Below are 21696 nucleotides of genomic sequence, written 5' to 3' on the forward strand. Positions count from 1 at the left end.
AATTATAAGAACTCCTCACCACCGCCACCACCAAGCATAATTTCACCTGAATCTGATAGACGACGAGCTGTTGACAGTATTTCTTTTTGTGCTGCTTCTACTTCACTAATACGCACTGGTGCCATAGCTTCTAAGTCATCAGCAAGCATTTCTGCTGCACGTTTTGACATGTTACCCAAAATCTTCTCTTTAAGCGCTTCGTCAGTGCCTTTAATCGCCTTCATCAGTACATCTTGAGGCACTTCACGTAAAATTGCTTGAATACCTCGATCCTCTACATCCATTAAGTTTTCGAAGACAAACATTAAGTCTTGAATTTGTTGCGACATTTCTTCGTCATGCTCACGGATAGAATCCATTAACTGCCCTTCAACATTGGTATCGAGGTAGTTCATAATATCTGCAGCCGCTTTTAAGCCACCCATTTTCGCAGCTTGTGCGCCCGCTTGACCAGCGAATTGTTTTTCCATAATTTCGTTTAATTCTTGTAAAGCCGCTGGTTGAACTTCTTCTAAATTAGCAATACGCATGGTTAAATCTAAGCGCACTTTTTCAGGAAATTGCGCTAAAATCTCAGCAGATTGTTCCGGCTCTAAATAAGAAAGCACAATTGTTTGAATTTGCGGATGCTCATTACGAATAATATTCGCTACCTGCTTTGAGTCCATCCATTTTAATGAATCAAGCCCTTTAGCGCCTGAGCCCATGACAATTTGGTCTATTAAGCTGGCGGCTTTATCTTCACCTAGTGCAGCCGTAAGTGCTTTTTTGATAAAATCTTCAGACTGAAAACCTATCGTACTAAAGCTTTGAATTTGTTCGATAAACAAGTTGTGCACTGCGCTAATTTTAGCTTGCGACAAATCATCGATTGCCGCCATGGCCATACCTACCTTTTGCACTTGCTTTGGCTCTAAGTGCTTTAGGATTTGCGCTGCATCTTCTTCAGATAAACTTAGCAATAATATCGCCGCTTTATCTACACCATCGAGCTTATCAACATCAAACGCCGGTGGTAGTTGTTTTTGTTCTTGATCAGTCATCTTCTGTTAACCACGCTTTCACTACTTGTGATGATAGTTCTGGTTCATTGGCTACAAGGGCACGAACCGCTTTCAATAAGTCTTCGTCGCCATGTAGGTCTGGTAACTGTAGTGTACCATCGCTTGAGAAGCCAACTGAAGCAGAATCAAAGTCATTATTTAGCATATCTAATGTGCTGTCACCAAGGTCAACACCTGAACTAAGAGAGTCTTCATCATATTCTTCAAGTGTATTATCTGGGTAAATTAATCGCTTAAGCATAGGCTTAACTACAGCTAAAATCAGTACAATAATAACCAGCGCACCTAATACTAAGCGCATCATTTTCATAAACCAGTCTTGTTCCCATAAAGGCAATTCGAAATCAAGCGCTGAGTCTTCACGAACAAATGGCACGGTCACTACTTCAAGTGCATCGCCACGTTGCATATCAAAGCCTACGCCACCTTGTAACAAGCGACGAATATTTGACAAAGCTTCTACCGAGCGTGGTGTCATGGTTGTTTCACCATTTTCACCAACCGTGGGTAAGTAATCGACCGCTACAGACACACTTATTCTGCGGATCACACCCGTTTGCTGACGTTTATGAGAAATAGTGGTATCAAGTTCATAGTTACGGGTAGCTTCTTTGTGAGTTCGACTTGGTGAGGTTGCAGTGCCTGCACCGCCAGCCATTGCATCTTCAGGTATCGTTGAGTTAACCGGAGGCTGATTAGTAAGTGCACCAGGAATACCTACCGCTAAACCACCGATATTATTTTCTTCGAAAGTGGTTTCACTTCTTACTGCCGGTAAATCTGGGTTGTAACGTTTTTGTGTTTCTTCTACTGCACTAAAGTCCATGCTTAAATCTACTTGGGCGGTGTAATTACCTAAGCCAACGACGGGAATTAAAATGCTGTCAATTTTTTCTAGGTATTCTTGCTCACGTTTACGCTCTAGGTCGTATTCTTTACGAGAGCGTGCAGCCAAAGAGGTTTGCGAACCTGAATTTAATAAGCGACCGTTTTGATCGGTCACCGTTACGCGAGAAGGCTCTAGCCCTTGCACCGCTGAAGCAATCATATCAACTACTGAGTCAACTTCTTCGCTATCTAGTGAGCGACCACGCTTAAGCGTTAGTACAACAGTTGCTGAGGGTTTTTTCTCTCGACGAGCAAATACATTTTCTTTTGGAATAGCTAATAGTACTTTGGCGCGAGTAACGTTGTTTAGCTCTTCAATAGTACGGGCAAGCTGTTGCTCGCGACCATGTTTAAGGCGCTCACGCTCTAAACGTTGGCTTACCCCAAACCCCATGTCTTGCATAATAATATCGCTACCTGATGTCGGCCCTTGATCTAAGCCTTCACGGGTCATCAGTAACTTAATATTTTGATACTCAGTTTCATCAACCGACACCACATTACCATCAAGTTCATAGTCAATTTTTTGCGCATCTAAAAAGTCGAGTGTTTCAATTAACTCTTGAGTTTGCATTTTACCTAATGGGCGCATATCTGGCTGACGAGCCCAGATAATCACGAAGATAGCAATAGCCAAACAAATGGCCAATGCAACAATCAGGGTAATTTGACGTAAAACATCAACACCGCCTAGGGCGCTGAAATAGCCTGATTTTTGCTCTTGTTGATCTTCGTTTTCACTTTGCTCCATCATGCCATCAGCAAGTGCCAGATCTGTAGATTGATTAGATTGCGCCACAATAATTCTCCACTACCTAGTTAAACAGGCATGTTCATAATTTCTTTGTAAGATTCAACAAGCTTATTACGAACCTGTACCGTAGCTTCAAATGCCACAGAAGACTTTTGCGAAGCAATCATCGCCTCAGCAAGCGATACGCTTCTGTCGCCCATCTCAACTGCTTTTCTTTTTTGTCCTGTGTCTTGCTGAAGCTCATGCACTGTATTAAGTGCATTACTCAACATATCACCAAATTGTGCTGTAGACGTTGATTGCACTTGCGTTGGCAAGTTATTAACTTGGTTACTACGCGTGGCTTCTGAAGCCATAGATTGCATTTCTTGAAATAAAGCACTGTTTTGAATTTTCATAATTGTCTCTGATAATGCAGTAAACTCTTAAAGAGAATAAAGCACAAAACATGCCAAAAATAAAACCCAATTAAAACAATGTGTTGAACTATAAATTTACGTAGTCAGAGTTTTGACAGCCCTAAAATGTGTTACTTAGTTTTAGGGCTGTTGAGGTTATGCAGGGAGGGAAATACCTAAATCGCGCATTTGCGCTAATTTGTAACGCAAAGTACGTGGACTTATACCTAAGGTTTCGGCTACTTCTTTACGTTTCCCTTGGCAACGCGCCAAGGTTTCTAAAATTATGCGATGTTCTTTATCTTTAAGCTCATCTTTATAACTCCCCGTGTCTAGGGCGAGTAAATCATTTTTTTGCTCATCTTCGGGCATTGTTTTTTCATCATAATAAGCATTACTGAGACTATTGTTTATAGGCTCAGGCACTGTTGTTGTTTCAACCACAAACTGGGTTGGGGTTAAATTTTCGATAAAAATTGCATGCTCATCAATAGTACTACCACTGCGTAAAATTAAAGCACGTTGAATAACGTTATCCAGCTCTCGAACGTTACCGGGCCAGCTATGGCTAAGCAGTTTTTGTTCAGCACTTGTATCTAGATACGCCATTGGCTCTTTGCTTTTACTTAAGTGACGTTCAATTAAGTGCTTAGCCAGTACAATAATGTCGCCAGAACGCTCACACAGAGGTCGCCACAGCAAAGGGAAAACATTGAGTCGATAATATAAATCTTCGCGGAACTGATTATCAGCAACCGCCTCTTTTAATTCGCGGTTACTAGTAGCAAGCACACGTACATCTAGCGAAATAGTTTTTCGACCACCTAAACGCTCAACTTCGCGTTCTTGTAATACCCGCAGTAGTTTGGCTTGTAAGCCTAAATCCATTTCGGTGATTTCATCAAGTAAAATGGTCCCACCCTGTGCTTGTTCAAACTTACCCGGGCAGGCCTGAATCGCACCAGTAAACGCGCCTTTTTCATAGCCAAATAGAGTAGCTTCGAGCATGTTTTCTGGAATAGCAGCACAGTTAATTGCTACAAACGGTTCATTACAGCGCTTTGACTTGTCATGAATATACCTTGCCAGTACTTCTTTACCTGAGCCACTTGGCCCAAGTACCATTACACTGGCATCTGAACGAGCAACTTTACCTGCAAGTTCGAGTAATTGAATACTGCTAGGGTCGGCAACGATAGGACCGTCTGTTTCTTTTTCCTTTTCAGGTAAGTAACGGCTCACCATGTTCAATAGCACTTCTGGGGCAAATGGCTTAGCCATATAATCAATCGCGCCTAGGCGCATGGCTTCAACTGCATCATCAATTGTGGCATAGGCCGTCATCATAAGTACGGGTAAATCAGGGTGATTTAATTTAATACTGCGTAATAAATCTAAGCCACTCATTTCGCCCATTTGTACATCACTGACCACCAGTGAAAATACGTCTTTTTTTAATAACAACATCGCTTGCTCTGCACTATTGGCTGCCGTGCAAGCGATGCCCGACATTTCTAAAGTATCAATTAATGCTTCACGAAGTCCGGCGTCGTCTTCTACAACTAAAATAGTGTTACTCATGTGACTCCCCTAATTTAGATGTGACACTAATAGGCAGCAACATGCTAAAAATTGCTCCCCCGTGTGGGTTGTTGTTTGCCTCCACCCTTCCCTGATGCGCACTTGCTACCGAACTAACAACGGCAAGCCCTAAGCCTGTACCTTGGCTTTTAGTGGTATAAAAAGGTTCAAATATTTTCTCGCTCTGGACTAAGTCAATGCCTGGACCATTGTCACTCACGCTAATGCGTACAAAGTCAGAGTCTTGTTTGTCACGTAGGGCGCTAAGGTGAACTTGCGCGCCACTGCCAATCACTTGAATACTGTTGTGAATAAGGTTTTGAATAGCGCTTGCTAATGCGGTTTTATTACCCATGATTTCTATATCGGGTTCAGGTAAGCTCACATTTAATTCGCTATCATTGAGCGCTACCATGGCATCAGCACCGGCTTTTACTTCACTGAGTAACTGTTGCATCGACACTTGCTCAACTACCTGTTGATCACCACTTTTAGCAAATAGCAGCATGTCGTTTACTTGGGTTTCTAAATCTTTCAAGCGAGACATTAATTTTGTGTGAAAACTGCCGCGTGATGCTTCCGGTAAGCGCTTTGAGCCTAAGTTGGCAGCATACAACATAGCTGCTGATAACGGTGTGCGTACTTGATGGGCCAAAGATGCCACCATTTTACCTAACGCACTTAAACGCTGCATATGCGCGACTCGCTTTTGTAAACGTCGGGTTTCGGTCAAATCGGTCATTAATATAAGTTGCCCAGGCTCTGGCGCAAGTGCGGTAATATCGAGTTTTATTAAGCGTCCATCTTTTAACGACACTTCATGACCATCATCTTGATGAGGACGAAATGAGCGCTGAATAACACTAAACCACTTCTCACCTTCTAGTGGTTCACCGAGCATATCGATAGCAATTTGATTCGCTTTAGCGATCATTCCTTTACCATCGAGTACAATTACGCCCGCAGGCATAGTATCAACTAAATGAGAAAGCCAACTTGCCTGTTGACGCAAATCACTCAACTCACCAACATACTCCTCTTGCAGTAAACATGGGTTATACTGGTTAGCAGAAATAAACTGGGGTTTTAGCACACTTGCAAGGGCCATAATTAACTCTCTAAAATAATGTAGATACAGTAGCTAATGCACAATGTGTACCAAAATTATTTCACAGTAAATTCAATAGATTAAACCGTAAAAACACGTGCCGTAAAAATGACGCGCAAAGGAAAATGTATGAATAAAGAGACTCAGTGCCGCTGCCCATGGTTAGATACAACAAAACCTGACTATGTGGATTATCATGATCATGAATGGGGCGTCCCTGTGTATGACGATCAACTACTTTTTGAGTTTTTGACATTAGAATCGGCACAAGCAGGACTCAGCTGGTATACCATATTAAAAAAGCGTGAGAATTATAAAAACGCCTTCGCCAATTTTGACGTACGCAAAGTAGCGGCCTTTACTGAACACGACATAGAAAAATTAATGCAAAATGCGGGCATAGTTCGCAACCGCTTAAAAATTGTCGCAACAATTAATAACGCAAAATGCTTTATTACTATTCAAGAAGAGTTTGGCAGTTTTAGTGATTATCAGTGGCGATTTGTTGGTAATAAACCTCAGGTAAACGATCTAGAAACACTGGCCGACTACCCTGCAGTTACTGAGGCATCGACGTTATTTGCGAAGGATTTAAAAAAGCGTGGCTTTAAATTTTTAGGCCCAACCACAGTGTATGCTTACATGCAGGCCTGTGGAATGGTTAACGATCATAGTAATGATTGTTTTAGGAAGGAAGAAGTTAAAAAATTAGGCTAAGGGCGGGTTTCGGGTTACGAGACGCGAGGTAAACCCGCTCTAAAAGTTAAGCGCAGTGTTTATTTTTTCTAACCTAACACCTTACACCTAGTACCTAATATCTGCACTTAACCCTCAATCTCTAGAAAGGTTATATTTTTTCATTTTTTCAACCAGTGTGGTTCGCCTTACGCCAAGTACTTCAGCAGCACGGGCGACAACGTAATCAAAGCGCTCTAATGCCTGGGTGATTAAGTTAATTTCAAGCTCAGCTAAGTACTCCTTAAGCTCAATACCTTCATCGGGCAATAAACCCGGTGCTGCTTGAGCAAAATCATCTTCGAGGTCTATTTCGTCTTCGCTGAATCCGCCACTAAAAATATCATTAAATGCATCACGCTCCATCAGTTCTTCTGGGTACTGTGGCTCATAGGCTTCAACTTCAATGTAGCGGTATTTGTTAGGTAAGTCAGGAACATCCACCACCTTGTCTGGGAACATAATAACCATACGCTCAACTAAGTTAGCGAGCTCACGAATATTACCCGGCCAAGAATGCTCTTTTAAACTATCAATAGCACGCTCTGTAAACTTAGCCGTAGTACCGCTTTGCTCATTTACGCGGCGCATAAGCTCTTTAAGTAGCAAAGGGATGTCTTCTGCACGTTGAGCAAGTGATGGGCTCTCAATAGGAAAAACATTTAAGCGATAGTATAAATCTTCTCGGAATGAGCCTTTTTCAATCATGCTTTCAAGATCACGGTGGGTTGCAGCAATAACACGTACATCGGCTTGAATCGCTTTGGTACCGCCAACGCGCTCATAGCTACGCTCTTGTAGTACTCGCAGTAACTTAACCTGCATTTGCAGCGGCATATCCCCTATTTCATCTAAAAATAGCGTGCCACCTTGCGCCAATTCAAACCGGCCTTTACGTGCTGAAATAGCCCCGGTAAATGCACCTTTTTCATGGCCAAATAGTTCACTTTCTAGTAACTCTGCAGGAATTGCCCCACAGTTTACTGGTACAAATGGACCTTTGTTACGCTTAGAAAGCAGATGCACATTACGAGCAACCACTTCTTTACCCGTGCCCGACTCACCTAAAATAAGTACGTTGGCGTCGGTTTTAGCAACCTGCGTAATTAAAAAGCGTAAGTCTTTTACGGCTTTGGTTTCACCTACAAGGCCATCAAAGGTGCTTTTTTCTTTATTATATTGATGCTCATGAGGCAGCATACGCTGATATTGCTGACAATCATGTAGTAACTGAGTGGTAACTTCATGAGTAAATGGCTCACAAATTAGTCCAACAACATTGGCGAGACTCAGTAGCGGTTTGAGCGTTTCACCAATAAGTAAAAAAGGAAATGTTGGATAGCGTTTAATTAAACTTTCATGATCTAAAGATTGCAGCGCCCCTAACACCACAATACATTCTTTATTTTGATAGTGAATACATGCCTGCTCAAAGTCAGCTTCTGTTTGCAACTGTACCGCCTCACCAATAAAAGTAAGCGATGCATATAATCCAATAGAGCGATTATTATTATTATCTAAAATTAAGATCATTTTTAGCGAGCCATTTATTTCACTAATTTGTTTTATTAATCAAATTGTAAGCCAGTTGGATTTGGATGCAAGTAATAGCGGCGATTTTTTGACATTAACGCCAAAAAACAGACACCCAGCCTAAAAAGCCAATACTTTATAACTAATAACTCTTTAACTATTTATAACAGCATACCTACTTAGGATGAATTATCTAACACGTTTTGCCACTGATGATGATGCGACTCTACACAGAAGAAACTCATAAAAAGTGCTATTATTACTTAAAGGTGTGACTGTTTTTGCCGATAAGTAATAGTCAAACTTATGTTGGAACTAAACTTGCTTAAGGTTCTACACAGTAATTAAAATTTGAGGAATTACCCATGGCTCATGCATCAATCAATAAATACCGTCAAATAACAGTTAGCAGCGTTAAAGAGATGACTCCCTACGACCAAGTTAAACTCGTGTTTGTAAATATTGTTGGCAAGCTCTCTGCTGCAAAAGGATTTATTGAACGTAAAGAGTTAGAAAAAAAAGGCAACGCAATCTCTGATTGTATTGTGCTACTTGGTGCGTTGCAGCAAGTGTTAAATTTTGAAGACAATAATGAAGTATCAACTAACTTAGACTCTTTGTACGATTACTGTCAGCGTTGCTTATTAACTGCAAACCTTGAAAACAACATTGATAAAATTGATGAAGTAATTACCTTAATTAAAGAGATTAAGTCAGGCTGGGAAGCAATTCCATTCGAACAAAGAGAACCACAACTGTAATGTCTTTAAATCGGGTTACAAGCTCACAAGTTAAAGATAGTGAGACTCGAGCATATTGCAATGAGCTAGTAAGTTTGATTGCTGACTCAGAAGATTGGGATATTGAGCAAGCGCTGAATATTCATAATAAACTTGATATTCACATAAGTAGCTCACTTTCTAGAGAAAAAACTCATTATTCAGCTACTGAACTTGAGTTTTTAATTAACCTAATAGAACAGCTATCTGTTAAAATAGATAATCAAAAGCAACTATTAGCGGTTAAAATAGTTGGTAATCAAAAAAATAAAAAAGCTGTAAATAAGTATAAATCTAATATTTAAAAACACTTCTTGCCTTAGCTAACCCCCTATTTTATTCCCCTTTACAGAGTGATTAATTGATTTATCACTCTGTATTTTTATAGCCTGAAAGTTCACTATAAACCAAGCGTTGTTAATTACCAATAAGCGAACAGGTATAAAAAAACCTGACTAACAAGCCAGGCTTTATTTACTAAACAATGCTATTTAGCTAGACTTTTTAGCCACACCCGGTAGGTTAGCTAATTGTTGCTGCAAGTAACTTCCTGTCGAGTTTAGGTTAGCAACTAATATATCCATGGCATTGTATTGGCTATATAGTCGCTCTTCATACTTTTTCATTCGGCTATTAAATGCATCAACTTCATCTTGTAGCTTATCGAGTTGTGTTTCACGCCCTTCAATACGTGAACTAATAATACCATCAGAGGCCGTATAACCTTTAATAACAGTATCTAACTGGCCAACAAAACCATCACCGTCATTTTCGCCAACAAAAAACGTTTGGATAGCTTGTGGATCACTTTCTACGGCAGCTTTAAGAGCGTCAGAATCAATACTTAACTTACCTGAGCGCTCAGTTCTAATACCAAAGTTAGCTAAAAAGTCGGTATTACCATTACCCGTGCTAAATTCAGATGTTAACATCGAGCGTACTTGGTTTACAGAGCCTCTAAGTAATGAATCACCCGCAAGTGCACCAACGCCCTCTTCAGCGCTAGAGCGACCGAGCTGATTTGATAAATCAATAAATGCATTAAACTTCTCTACAAACGACTTTAATCCAGCAGCAACATTATTATTATTTTCAGTGATAGTTGCTTTACTTAAATCATCGTCTGCATTGTGAGTTTTTTTAGCATTAATGGTAACGCCTTCAATAACATCTTTAAACTCATTGGTACTGCTTGAGGCCACAAGCGTTCCGTCAATCGTAATTGAAGCATCCGTCGCTGCAGTTACTTCGTTTAAGTTTTCAGCATACGTTGTTGATGTTGTATCACTATCATACGCAAGACGAGACAAGCCAGACAAGTCTGTATTACCACCATCACCGACATCATCAACTACAATTTTTATTGCGTTTTCTGCGCCGGTTTCTTTACTTGATAACACTAATCGCTGCCCCGTATCATCGGTAATAATAGTAGCATTAACTGAATCATTGTCAGCAGAGTCATTAATCGCGTCACGTATATCAGTCAGCTTTGCTGTGTCTGACACATTTATGTCAAAACTGTTAGAGCCTGAACTAATCGTGAGCTTACCCTCTCCCACCGCTTCATCGCCAGCTATAGCATTTGATGTTAGCTTATGGTTCTCAGCCAAACTATTAACTTTAATCGAGTAATTATTGGTTTGCGCGTTTTTTTCAGAGCTTAAAGAAACAAAGTCGTCACTGCCACTGATAGTGCGCTTTTGAAAGTTTTCGATGTCACCCAATGATTCTAGTGAACCATTAAGCTCTTCCAAAGAGGCTTTTAGGGTACCTACTGCAGATATATCGGTAGTAAAGTTTGCTTGCTGTTTAGTTACTCGAGCTTGGTAAGGGCTTTTTTCAGCATTCACTAAAGCAGTTACAATTTCATTAACTTGAAGCCCTGAACCTATACCTGTAAATGAAATAGCCATAATACTTACCCTCTTAAATTGCTCAAACTAAACTTTAAAATCAACTAACACGCCAGTGGCTTCCGCTAATTTAGCAACAATTCCTAACACTTCTTCAGAAGGATACTGCTTAACTAAATCACCACTTTCTTTATCAATCACCTTAATAACATTACGGCCAGAATCCTCATCCACTTTAAACTGTAGACTACGGTTCATTTCGCCCATGAAGTCCTGCAATTGCTGTACCACCTTCTCTAGTTTTTCAGGTGATAACTCTGTTTCAGAAACTTCACTATTACTTGCAGTGGTGGTGATGGGTGTATTCTTTTGTTCATCAGCATTTTGCTTAACTTGTGATGGGGTTTGGTAACTTGAGGTAACCTCACCTTTTTGCGCTGAGCTGATATTTAGATTTAAACTTTGCGTTTCCATAATTCGCTCCTACTATAAAGCGATATAAAGCTTTATACCTATACAAGAAAGGAAGGGTTGCCCCTTCCTTAGTAGTTAAGTATAGAGCTTATTGTTAAATTAACCTAATAAGCTAAGTGCTGCCTGTGGTAACTGGTTAGACTGAGCTAAGATTGTTGTACCAGCCTGTTGCATAATCTGGTTCTTAGTTAGTTTAGCTGTTTCTGCAGCATAATCTGTATCTTCGATACGACTTTTAGAAGCCGACACGTTTTCTGATACGTTTGCAAGATTCGCAATAGTGAAGCCAAAACGGTTTTGCACCGCACCTAAGTCTGCTCGTTGTGCATCAATTTGCGCCAGTGCCGCATCAATTGTTTCGATTGCATTTTGTGCACCAGCACTGGTCGTACCTGAAATGTCAACAGTTTCCACTGAAACTAATTTACTTGTACCACCTGTTGCTCCGATAGCTGCAGAGCCAGTACCTAAAATTTCGTTTGCAGTAGTACCTGATACACCGATTTTATCAGGTGAGCTTAGGCTTAACGAAGATGTAACGCTCATTGCAGCATTTGCACTTGCAAGCTGAGCACCAGCAGTTAAGTTATTTTCTAAGCTTACGGTTGCATTAGCAGTGGTAGAGCCTGTAATCTGAATACCATCTACACCTTCAGTTTTAAGCGTTAGCTTACCGTCATTTACAACTGCATCGTAACCATCAGCCTGCAAGTCAGCTGCTAAGCGGTCAATATCACCACCGTAGTTAGCTAAATCGTAAGAATCAGCACCTACACCATCATCAGCACCATCAACCACACCTGAAGCGCCTGTTGCGGTGTTACCAATTTCTAAGATACCATCATCGCCTGCACCTAGTGCAGTAATTGTTACATCTAATTTTGCTGTAGCAGTAACACCTGCAGCTGCATCATTGATAGTTTTTGCAATTGTTGAAGCGCCATCAGCAGCACCAACCGCTGTAGCTTTACCATTTATAACTAAATCAGGATCTGCAGTAGTTGCTGTGGCTAACGCTGCTGTAGCAGTAGCGATACCTAACACACTACCTGCACCTTCAATTTTGTTTGCGCCGATTGCATCAGCAGAAACATCACGCAGACTTACGTTGATTGTTTCGTTAGCGTTAGAACCTACTTGGAACTGTTTGGTGCCGAATGAACCATCTAGTAAGCTTGTACCACCAAATTTAGTCGTTTCAGCGATACGAGTAAGCTCTTGCTGTAATGCGCCAACTTCTTTTTGTAGTGCTGCACGAGCGTTAGCATCGTTTGAACCATTTGCTGATTGCAGCGCTAGGTCACGCATACGTTGTAAGATGTTTGATGACTCTTGCATCGCACCCTCAGCAGTTTGCGACATTGAGATACCATCGTTAGCGTTACGCTGAGCAACACCTAAACCATTAATTTGTGAAGAAAGGCGGTTAGCAATTTGTAGGCCTGCCGCATCATCTTTCGCGCTGTTGATTTTCATACCAGATGAAAGGCGTTGCATTGATGTACCTAACGCATCGCTAGATTTTGATAAGTTTCTTTGTGCATTTAGTGATGCAACGTTAGTATTTACTGATAAAGCCATGTTATAACTCCTGATTACTTTCGTAATGTAACTAATTGATTTTAACCAAGAGCCATCACAATAAAAATCTGTTCAAGCTCCGTTCTAATTAAGTTAACGGCCGTTATAAAATTACCTTTAGCTTTTTTTTAAAAAAAATAATAAAAACTTTTAGTTGATTGAAATACAAACAAAAAAGCCAAGCTATATCGCTTGGCTCTTTTATAGTTAGCGGGTATTAGCCACCTAAAAGACTTAATGCAGCCTGAGGTAACTGGTTTGCCTGAGACAAAATGGTGGTACCTGCTTGTTGCATAATTTGGTTTTTAGTTAGCGTTGCAGTTTCAAGCGCGTAATCGGTATCTTGAATACGACTACGCGAAGCTGAGACGTTTTCAGATACGTTTGCAAGGTTAGCAATGGTAAAGCCAAAACGGTTTTGCACCGCACCTAAATCGGCACGCTGAGCATCAATTTGCGCAAGCGCCGCATCTATGGTGTTAATGGCAGACTGTGCACCTGCACTAGTCGTACCTGATATATCAACACTTTCAACAGATGTTAATTCACCTGAACCACCGGTAGCTGAAATATTTGCCCCGCCTAGAATATCATCTACGTCAGTACCAGATATACCAATTTTCTCTGACGAAGATAAAGTAAGTGATGATGAAACACTAATATCGTTATTAGTAGCACCACCAGCAACTGGCGCGCCACCTGTAGCGTTATTTGCGATGGTAGCTGTGCCGGCTGTACCTGTCATTTGAATACCGTCAACACCTTCAGCTCTTAGTATTAACGAACCATTATCGACAATTGCATCATAACCATCGGCTTGCAGTTTTTCAGCAAGTCGGTCAAGACCGCCACCAAATTCTGATAATTTATAAGTATCAACCGCAGCACCCGCTTTACGAAGAGTTAAGTCGCTGTTATCTGCTGATGTTAGCCCTGCAATTGTAACATCTAATTTTGCAGTGGCAGTAACCCCTGTTGCTTCTTTATTTATGGTATCCGCTATTTCAGCAGCGCCTTTACCCGTAACACCTGCATCAGGGATTGCAACACCATTTATATTTAACCCTGCAGTAGCCACAGCGCCAGTTGCCGTAGCAAGTGGCGCTGTTTGTGTTGCAACAGCACCCAGTAAAGTACTGTTTCCTTTTACTTCATATGCACCAATAGCATTGGCAGCAACATTACGTAAGCTTACATTAATGGTTTCATTCGCATTTGCACCTACCTGAAACTGTTTAGTACCAAATGTACCGTCAAGTAAGCTGGTCCCACCAAATTTGGTGGTGTCTGCGATACGAGTAAGCTCTTGTTGCAGGGCTGCGACTTCTTTTTGTAGGGATGCACGGTCAACTGCACTGTTCGAACCATTCGCTGATTGCAGTGATAAGTCACGCATACGTTGCAGAATGTTTGCAGACTCTTGCATCGCACCTTCAGCAGTTTGCGCCATAGAAATACCATCATTGGCATTACGCTGAGCTACTGTTAGACCATTTACCTGAGACGTTAGTCGGTTGGCAATTTGTAAACCTGCAGCATCGTCTTTTGCGCTATTAATACGCAAACCAGATGATAGTCTCTGCATTGAGGTTTCAAGTGCCATGCTAGATTTAGATAGATTGCGTTGCCCATTAAGTGATGCAACATTTGTATTTACGCTTAAAGCCATTTTACCATCTCCTAGTTTCAATCAGAATGTGGTTCAAAATATTTAAGCAAAAACCACACTTTCTATGACTAGCTAAATGCATTAGTTGTGCCAACTAACAAAAAAAAGTTAAACCCCTGTTTTATAACAACTAAATCGGTTTTATTGCGGCTTTAAATTGAGGGCTAGCGTTTTTTTGACAGAAGAGAAAAAAGGGGTGACAGTTTTTTGCCGCCTTGTTAAGGCAAGTTATTACCTATTTTTGTTAAAGTAATAACCTGCCTTGGATGGTATTTATAAATAATCGAATAATGAAAGTTTAGCCAAGCGACCAAAAGTCGCCATCGATCTGTCTAAACCTGCCTCCTGTTTAGCGAGTTCACTAATGGCTGCAGCAGGATCAATTTCAATTAAGCTCGCTCTGTTGTCTTGATTATTAATATCTAAAGCACTGTTTGAATCGGTCACACGCTCCACCACGTTCATACGCCCACCAAGACCAGCCTGAGTAAACACAATTTGCTCACTGGCATTTTTAAGCTGAATTAACCCATCCGATAACGCTTGGTTAATTTGCGCTCCATCAAGTTGTTTGTTATTTAGACTAGTGATCAGATCTTCCAGCGTATTAAGTACATTTTCTTTACCTGGCTTTTCAAGGGTAAAATCAAGTTGGCCGGGGGCTACACCTTCAAGTTGAATTTCCATACCGGCAAATTCAATCGGCTCATCGGTTACTTCACCAGTAACAGGTGGTACTAGAGGATTACCATCGCGTAATATTTCATATTGATCAGGCGCTGAAGGCGTTGCACCAGGGATAACATTAACGTTATAGGTATTGATCGTTGGAGAAATAAGCGGATTTGGGTCTGAGTTATAATTATCTTTATGAAAGCGATCAAACTCGCCTTGGTTTTCAACATAAACAGTCCCTGCGGTAATGCCGCCTGATGGCGCTCCATCATTCGACACGACATCAAGACGTGCATCTACGCGTTCAAATACATTAAAACCATTATCACTTGACTTGATCTCAACCCCTTTTGCGATCGTCACTTCATGCTGGCCTTGATCGCCTTGGTATTCGTATTTGCCATTAGTGCTGTTAAATGTATAGGTTTGAATATCGTCTTGATAGCCAGAGAATAGGTATTTCCCCCCTTCTGATTGACTATTCATTAAGTTAAGCAGCGATTTTTGCAATTCTTTTAGTTCACTGGCAACTGAAGCCAAATCACTTTGACCTAACGAACCATTGCCCGCTCGTATGGTTAGCATTTGCGCCTCTAAAATAGTGTCGTTCATACCTTTAAGTATGCTTTCTTCGGTTGATAAGCGACCATTTAGCTGCTTTATATTTTTAGTTAACTGCTCATTGGTTTCTATTTTATTGGTGTACAACATCCCTTGCGATATAGCAGCTGGGTTTTCAGAGGTACTCAAATACTTTTGACCTGTGTTTGCTCGCTCTAAAGCGCCTGCAACGCCCTGTTGATTATCTAAAATTTTATTAATTTGACTTTGATACATTAAATTATTTGATAAACGCATAATTACCTCGCCGCACTCAATAAGGTGTCAAAAATAGCTCTCGCTGCAGTTAATACTTGAGCTGATGCAGCATAAGATTGCTGGAAACGCAGCAAATTAGCCGCCTCTTCATCTAAGTTTACGCCCGACAACGATTCGTACCAGGCTTCTGATTGTTGTGCTAAAGCGTCGAATGCAGCCCCGTTGGTTTTTGCTTGACTGGTTACTACACCAACATCGGTTACTAACCCAGCATAGGCTTGATTCAACGTTTTATGATTATCAGCTGAGGCGCTCGCCACTACATTTTGACGTACTAAATCGGTGTTTTGTAAGTCAGCAAGTTTTTGACCATTGCGGTTATCATCAAAACCGCCTTCATTAAATTCTAAATTAAAGGTATCGCCCGTTGCTGGTACGCCTTCAATATTAAAATCAAAGCCATAACCATCGTATGGTGGCCCGGCTTGAGCGAGTATATTGTTAGCAGGCGGTGTAACCGTAAACGTAGTTGTGCCATTACCATCAGTAAGTTGATATTCGTTAGCATTGGCTGTTTTAACAATGCTTATAGGGCCATTTGCTAAATCCAAAGGATTACTAAAACTGCCAGTAGTTACATCGCTCACATTACCCGGTGAAATACTGCCTGTGCCTGTATTATCAAGGCCGTCTGCTGTTCTAATTGGAGAGGCCAATGCAATGTCTTCGCCCCGACCTGTTGTCAGCGATATATTACCTGCCGCGCCACTATTAAGTTTTACCTGAAATTGGTCACCGACATTACCGGCTCCGGTTACGTTTAGCTCTAAACCAAACGACTCCCCGCTGGTGATAGCTGCTGAATCGATAATGCCACTGGGTGGGATAGTTGCTAAAGAGGCTGTGCCTAAAGGTTCACCTTTATTATCAATTGGCTGAATACTTACTTCGTTAGGATTACCTGTATATGTAATCACAAAGTCACTGGCTGGCAGTTCACTGCCTTTACCTGCCTCAACGGTTGCTGACATATTAGCTGTTCCGGTGTTTGCTTGATAAACAAAAGCACTGACCGTTGGGATATCAAAAATATCCCCTCCGAGCTCACCGTTTGCATCCATACCTAGACGGTTTTGCTGATTAAACGAATCAGCAAGCGCAATACCCATCTGGCCTATTTGATTTTGTGCAGGCACCAAAATATCGTCTCTAAATGCCAATAAACCGCCAATTTTACCTTTGAGTTTAGTAGGGTCTATATCTAATGGCACAGCCTTACCGCCATTTACATCTAAACGTAGCTCTTTAAAGTTAGCATCAGGATCGCCACTAATCGAAAATAAGTTAAATGACCCATTTTGCATAACAACCGCTTCACCTGTACCCATAAACACTTGTTTTTCACCATTAGGGCCATCAAGTGTTTCTATATCAATCAGCTCAGATAAATCACGTATTGCTTTATCACGCTCATTGTAAGCTGAGCTCGCATCGGCTTCGTTTTTAGTACCATGAACACCCGCAATTTCTTGATTTAACGAACTAATACTTTCGATTAACGTATTCGCCTCTTCTGAAAAAATCTCTAATTGCTCATTAACCACCGCTTTTTGCTCTGAAACAATACCTGCAAGCCTGTCCATTTGATCAATCAGGTTTTGCGCATCACTCATCACCAACGAACGAGCAACTGTTGATGAAGGTTGATTAAGAGCTTCTTGCACGTTATTAAACATTGAGTTGATACTAGTTGATAAGCTGTTTGATTTTTCTGAAAAAATTTGATCAACCCGACTCGCTTCACTAACAAATTGATCAAAAAAACTTTTATTTGAAGTATCTCGGTTTAATTGCTTTTGCGCAAACTCATTCAATAAACGATACGTTTGACCACGGCCTACCTGATTATCAATCATGGTGGTAAATTCGGTGCGCTCACGTACATACCCTTCGGTATTAACATTTGCAATGTTTTTACTTGTCGTTTGCAATAACTCAGAGTTTGCTCTTATTCCTGAATTAGCAATATTTAATAAATTAAACGACATGTTACTCTACTCCCTGGCGGATCACGCTTGTGGCGATATTCTTCAATTCGTTACTGTTCAGCACTCTTTTTATTTTGTCTGCATAGTTAGGATCGGTTGCATAACCAGCTTGCTGTAAAGAGTCTAAAAATTTATGCGGCTTTGCCGTATTGTTTAATGCATCTTGATAGCGCGGGTTCTGTGTTAAAAAATCCACAAAATCATTCACGCTATCTTTTATCGAATCATACGCTCTAAAGCTTGCTTGCTTTTTAACTGCAGCACCTTGCTCAAACTCTAAAGTGACTTTACTGGCCTTTTCACCCTGCCAACTTTTATCTGACTTAATATTGAATAAATTGTTTGAGCTATTACCATCACCTTTACTAATAATATGTTTACCCCAGCCAGTTTCTAATGCTGCTTGTGCGACCATAACCGCCGGATTTAAACCAATTTTTTTAGCCGCTGTTTTTGCGTGTTCCCACACGGTGCTTACAAATTCCTCAGCATTTTCAAATGTGTCAGACGCTATGTTTTGTTTGCTTTTTTCAGTTGAATCAACGAGCGGTACTTTTTCAGTGACCTTTTGGTTTTCTTGATGAGGTAAGGTGCCACCCGCACGTTGGTCACTAAAGAAATCTGACGTTGTGCGAAGAACAGAGCCTGGCATAAAGTTTTTTCCATCTGGCGATAATTGCTGCACAATTAAATCTGCAAGACCTAAAGAGCCATTTGATGAAAGCTCGGTAGCCATCTGTTGGTCGTGCATTTCTTCAAAAAACTTCACGCCACTAGCATTAAACGGGCTTTCTTTATCTTCGAAAGCTTCATTGGCTTTGCGCATACTTTTAAGCAGCATTTGGGTGAAAATAGCTTCAAATTGTGCCGCTGCTTTTTTTAACGCCGCTTTAGATGCATCGGTTGATGCATCACCGCTGTTTAGAGCATCTCGACGCAAAGAGTCTAAGTTGCCTAAATCAAAAAAGTTTTGTTTATCTAGATGATTTGTTTCCATCAGCTTTTTGACACAATAATTAATAATACCTAAAGCAATGCAATAATTGAGCCAGCGAGACTTTCAAGGGTAGGAGTAAGAAGGAATAAAAAGTAAAAAACACCGCAATAAAATTTTAAACGGTGTTTTTTAAAAAGATTAAATTACAACAAGTTGACCATTAATTGCACCGGCTTCTTTGAGCGCTTCAAGAATAGCCATTAAATCACCCGGGGCAGCTCCTACTTCATTAATTGCACGTACTAAGTCATCAAGACTTACACCAGGGTCAAATACAAAAGCGCGTGAATCATCTTGATTAACATCAATAATACTTTGCTGAGTAACCACGGTTTCACCCTCTGCTAAAGGATTTGGCTGCGCTACATTTTGTTGTTCCGCAATCGTTACTGTTAAACCACCGTGGGTAATTGCCGCAGGTTGTAATTTTACATTTTTACCTATAACAATGGTGCCAGTACGTGAGTTAACAATTATTTTTGCCGAAGTATCCGCTGGTTTAAACTCTAAGTTTTCAAGAGTTGATAAGTACGATACGCGCTGCGAGGCATCACGTGGGGCAATAACGCGAATAGAGGCTGCATCGAGTGCTTGAGCGCTATTTGGACCAATTAAATCATTAATAGTTTTCTCTAAACGTTTAGCAGTAGTAAAATCAGGGCGGTTTAAATTAAAAGTAATATAGTCATTTTGCATAAATGGGCTTTTAACAGCACGCTCAACGGTTGCACCATTTGGCACGCGTCCTACCGTTGGCGTATTAATCACAACGCGACTGCCATCAAGCCCCTCAGCACCTAGGCCACCTACAATTAAACTGCCTTGAGCGATGGCGTAAACATTACCATCAACCCCTTTTAAGAATGTTTGTAATAATGTGCCACCGCGCAAGCTGCCTGCACTGCCAATCGATGATACGGTTATATCAATAGTCTGCCCTGGCTTTCTAAATGGCGGGAGTTCAGCATGAACAGCAACCGCTGCAACATTTTTAATTTTTGGCTTTAAACTAGCTGGTAACGTAATACCAAAACTATTGAGCATGCCTTTAAAGCTTTGCTCGGTAAAACGGCTTTGCTCACCAGTTCCCGGTAAACCCACTACCAATCCATACCCGACTAATTGGTTTGAGCGCACCCCTTCGACCATAGATACATCTTTAATTCGCTCAGCACTGGCAGTAAATTGCCAGCCTAGTAGCACCATAAAACAAAAAACTTTAAAACCATTCATGTCGAATGTCCTCTAAAAGGGAAACAATGAGCTACTAAAGAAACGCGTTAACCAACCCGGGCTTTGTGCCTCTTGAGTTTGACCCTTACCTGAATACTGAATACGTGCATTCGCAATTCGATTAGACTCAACAGTATTATCGGCATTGACATCTTGCGGACGCACTAACCCTTCTAGGCGAATAAATTCTTCACCGGTGTTTAACGTTAGCCATTTTTCACCGCGAATTACTAAATTACCATTTGGTAGTACTCGCATCACGTTAACCGAAATATCGCCAACTAAGCTGTTTGATTGATTTGATTTTGAGTCACCTTTAAATGAGGAGTCACTACCAATACCAAATTGAATACTATCGCCACCAATATTTACCGGCAAACCACCTAAGCCAATAACAGGGTCGAGGCTGGCATCGGTTTCTTTATCTGTTTCAGTTTTAGCTGCTTTAGTCGCTTGGGTCGACTCTTGTAATTTAACAGTAATGATATCGCCTGTTCGCAGTGCTTTTTTATCGGCATATAGGTCATTCGATAATTGTGTGCTGAACAAAGAGCCGGTTGCGACTACTGGCTCCATATTAGGCTCTGGATACATAGGTGCATAATAGGGATCGTCTTGTACTACCTCATTATTTTGTGTAGCTACACAACCACTTAATAGTAAAGTCCCTACTGTAAATAACATAACATTACGCATACAACCCCCCAAAACTATAACTGTTGATTGATATAACTCATCATTTCATCAACGGCTGAGATCACTTTTGAGTTCATCTCATAAACGCGCTGCGTTTCAATCAAATTAACTAATTCTTCGGTCACATTTACATTTGATGTTTCCAGTGAACCTTGAATAATCGTGCCTAAACCTTCAACACCCGGGTTACCTTGAACAGGCGCACCGCTTACCGCGGTTTCGGTATATAAGTTTTGCCCTATAGGCTCAAGGCCCGACGGATTAATAAAATCACTAATCGTGATTTGACCAATAACCACGTTTTCGGCCTGACCTTTAACGCGAACTGACACTTCACCATCTTGAGATACGGTGATCGACTGTGCATCGTCAGGTACATTCATTTCAGGCTGAACAACATAACCAGCGCCCGAGGTTACAACACGCCCGTCGCCGTCGGTAGTAAACTGGCCATTACGCGAATAAGCAATATTGCCATCTGGCTGTAATACTTCAAAAAAGCCAGGACCTGAAATCATCCAATCTAATGAATTTTCAGTGGTGAGCATATTACCTTGCGAAAAGTTTTTTTGGTTAGCCACCACCTTAGTACCCGCGCCAAGCATTAAGCCTGACGGCATTTCGGTGTCTTGCGATGAGCGACCGCCTGGTTGATTAATATTTTGGTAAAGCAAGTCTTCAAAAATAGCGCGGCTTTTTTTGTAACCCACTGTACTGGCATTCGCTAAGTTATTTGATATAACCGATATATCAGTTTGTTGAGCGTCAAGCCCTGTTTTACTTATCCATAATGCTGGATTCATAATAA

At 41.0% G+C, this 21696-nt stretch carries 19 protein-coding genes; 3 read left to right on the top strand and 16 right to left on the bottom strand.

Translation table 11 applies throughout. The annotated features are described in order from the left end of the window. Positions 1-2: 2 nt before the first annotated feature. From fliG to CWB77_RS07740, 5 genes are all read right to left on the bottom strand, one after another. Entirely contained in the window at positions 3-1043 is a 1041-nt protein-coding gene (fliG, locus tag CWB77_RS07720) for a flagellar motor switch protein FliG (RefSeq protein WP_010387902.1), read from the bottom strand. Next, complete coding sequence (gene fliF / locus CWB77_RS07725; RefSeq protein ID WP_138622154.1) at positions 1036-2751, bottom strand: flagellar basal-body MS-ring/collar protein FliF; 1716 nt, start codon at positions 2749-2751, stop codon at positions 1036-1038. Before fliF ends, fliG begins: the two co-directional genes overlap by 8 nt. Before the next feature lie 20 nt (positions 2752-2771). Further along, positions 2772-3104, bottom strand: coding sequence for a flagellar hook-basal body complex protein FliE (gene fliE, locus CWB77_RS07730; RefSeq protein ID WP_010387900.1), 333 nt, complete (start codon positions 3102-3104; stop codon positions 2772-2774). Between the two features lie 156 nt (positions 3105-3260). Continuing rightward, a complete protein-coding gene (locus CWB77_RS07735; RefSeq protein WP_138622156.1) occupies positions 3261-4685 on the bottom strand; it encodes a sigma-54-dependent transcriptional regulator in 1425 nt (474 codons plus the stop codon). Beyond that, positions 4678-5793 (bottom strand): sensor histidine kinase, encoded by a 1116-nt coding sequence (locus CWB77_RS07740; protein ID WP_138622158.1) that lies wholly within the window; start codon positions 5791-5793, stop codon positions 4678-4680. Before CWB77_RS07740 ends, CWB77_RS07735 begins: the two co-directional genes overlap by 8 nt. Positions 5794-5922: 129 nt before the next feature. On the opposite strand from CWB77_RS07740, the gene CWB77_RS07745 reads away from it, so the two are divergent. Then, the gene (locus CWB77_RS07745) at positions 5923-6510 is read left to right on the top strand and encodes a DNA-3-methyladenine glycosylase I (RefSeq protein WP_109874275.1); all 588 of its coding nucleotides are present in this window, start codon (positions 5923-5925) and stop codon (positions 6508-6510) included. 114 nt (positions 6511-6624) lie between these two features. Here CWB77_RS07745 and CWB77_RS07750 read toward each other — a convergent pair whose 3' ends face one another. Continuing rightward, entirely contained in the window at positions 6625-8061 is a 1437-nt protein-coding gene (locus CWB77_RS07750; protein WP_138622160.1) for a sigma-54 dependent transcriptional regulator, read from the bottom strand. 365 nt (positions 8062-8426) lie between these two features. Here CWB77_RS07750 and fliS point away from each other — a divergent pair, with 365 nt between their 5' ends. After that, positions 8427-8822, top strand: coding sequence for a flagellar export chaperone FliS (gene fliS / locus CWB77_RS07755; RefSeq protein ID WP_008112168.1), 396 nt, complete (start codon positions 8427-8429; stop codon positions 8820-8822). Beyond that, positions 8822-9145, top strand: coding sequence for a hypothetical protein (locus CWB77_RS07760; RefSeq protein ID WP_024602019.1), 324 nt, complete (start codon positions 8822-8824; stop codon positions 9143-9145). The genes fliS and CWB77_RS07760 overlap by 1 nt, the downstream gene beginning before the upstream one ends. A gap of 186 nt (positions 9146-9331) precedes the next feature. On the opposite strand, the gene fliD is transcribed toward CWB77_RS07760, so the two are convergent. From fliD to flgG, 10 genes are all read right to left on the bottom strand, one after another. After that, the gene (fliD, locus tag CWB77_RS07765) at positions 9332-10756 is read right to left on the bottom strand and encodes a flagellar filament capping protein FliD (RefSeq protein ID WP_138622162.1); all 1425 of its coding nucleotides are present in this window, start codon (positions 10754-10756) and stop codon (positions 9332-9334) included. Between the two features lie 27 nt (positions 10757-10783). After that, a complete protein-coding gene (locus tag CWB77_RS07770) occupies positions 10784-11170 on the bottom strand; it encodes a flagellar protein FlaG (protein WP_054201727.1) in 387 nt (128 codons plus the stop codon). Positions 11171-11269: 99 nt separating this feature from the next. Further along, positions 11270-12751 (bottom strand): flagellin, encoded by a 1482-nt coding sequence (locus CWB77_RS07775; protein ID WP_138622164.1) that lies wholly within the window; start codon positions 12749-12751, stop codon positions 11270-11272. Between the two features lie 217 nt (positions 12752-12968). Then, positions 12969-14420 carry a flagellin gene (locus CWB77_RS07780; protein WP_138622166.1) on the bottom strand — a complete coding sequence of 484 codons (1452 nt, stop codon included), beginning with the start codon at positions 14418-14420 and terminating at the stop codon, positions 12969-12971. A gap of 273 nt (positions 14421-14693) precedes the next feature. Next, positions 14694-15953 carry a flagellar hook-associated protein FlgL gene (gene flgL / locus CWB77_RS07785; RefSeq protein ID WP_138622168.1) on the bottom strand — a complete coding sequence of 420 codons (1260 nt, stop codon included), beginning with the start codon at positions 15951-15953 and terminating at the stop codon, positions 14694-14696. 2 nt (positions 15954-15955) lie between these two features. Further along, positions 15956-17962: a flagellar hook-associated protein FlgK gene (gene flgK / locus CWB77_RS07790; protein ID WP_138622170.1), complete on the bottom strand. Its 2007-nt coding sequence runs from the start codon at positions 17960-17962 to the stop codon at positions 15956-15958. A gap of 1 nt (position 17963) precedes the next feature. Continuing rightward, complete coding sequence (flgJ, locus tag CWB77_RS07795; protein WP_138622172.1) at positions 17964-18959, bottom strand: flagellar assembly peptidoglycan hydrolase FlgJ; 996 nt, start codon at positions 18957-18959, stop codon at positions 17964-17966. Positions 18960-19097: 138 nt separating this feature from the next. Next, positions 19098-20192 (bottom strand): flagellar basal body P-ring protein FlgI, encoded by a 1095-nt coding sequence (locus CWB77_RS07800; RefSeq protein ID WP_008113075.1) that lies wholly within the window; start codon positions 20190-20192, stop codon positions 19098-19100. A gap of 12 nt (positions 20193-20204) precedes the next feature. Beyond that, a complete protein-coding gene (gene flgH / locus CWB77_RS07805; RefSeq protein ID WP_054201734.1) occupies positions 20205-20888 on the bottom strand; it encodes a flagellar basal body L-ring protein FlgH in 684 nt (227 codons plus the stop codon). A 14-nt stretch (positions 20889-20902) separates the two neighbouring features. Continuing rightward, the gene (flgG, locus tag CWB77_RS07810) at positions 20903-21691 is read right to left on the bottom strand and encodes a flagellar basal-body rod protein FlgG (protein WP_010387879.1); all 789 of its coding nucleotides are present in this window, start codon (positions 21689-21691) and stop codon (positions 20903-20905) included. Positions 21692-21696 lie beyond the last annotated feature (5 nt).

Origin of the sequence: Pseudoalteromonas sp. S1610 (assembly GCF_005887465.1) — a bacterium.
In the GTDB taxonomy this organism is placed as follows: Bacteria; Pseudomonadota; Gammaproteobacteria; order Enterobacterales; family Alteromonadaceae; genus Pseudoalteromonas; species Pseudoalteromonas undina.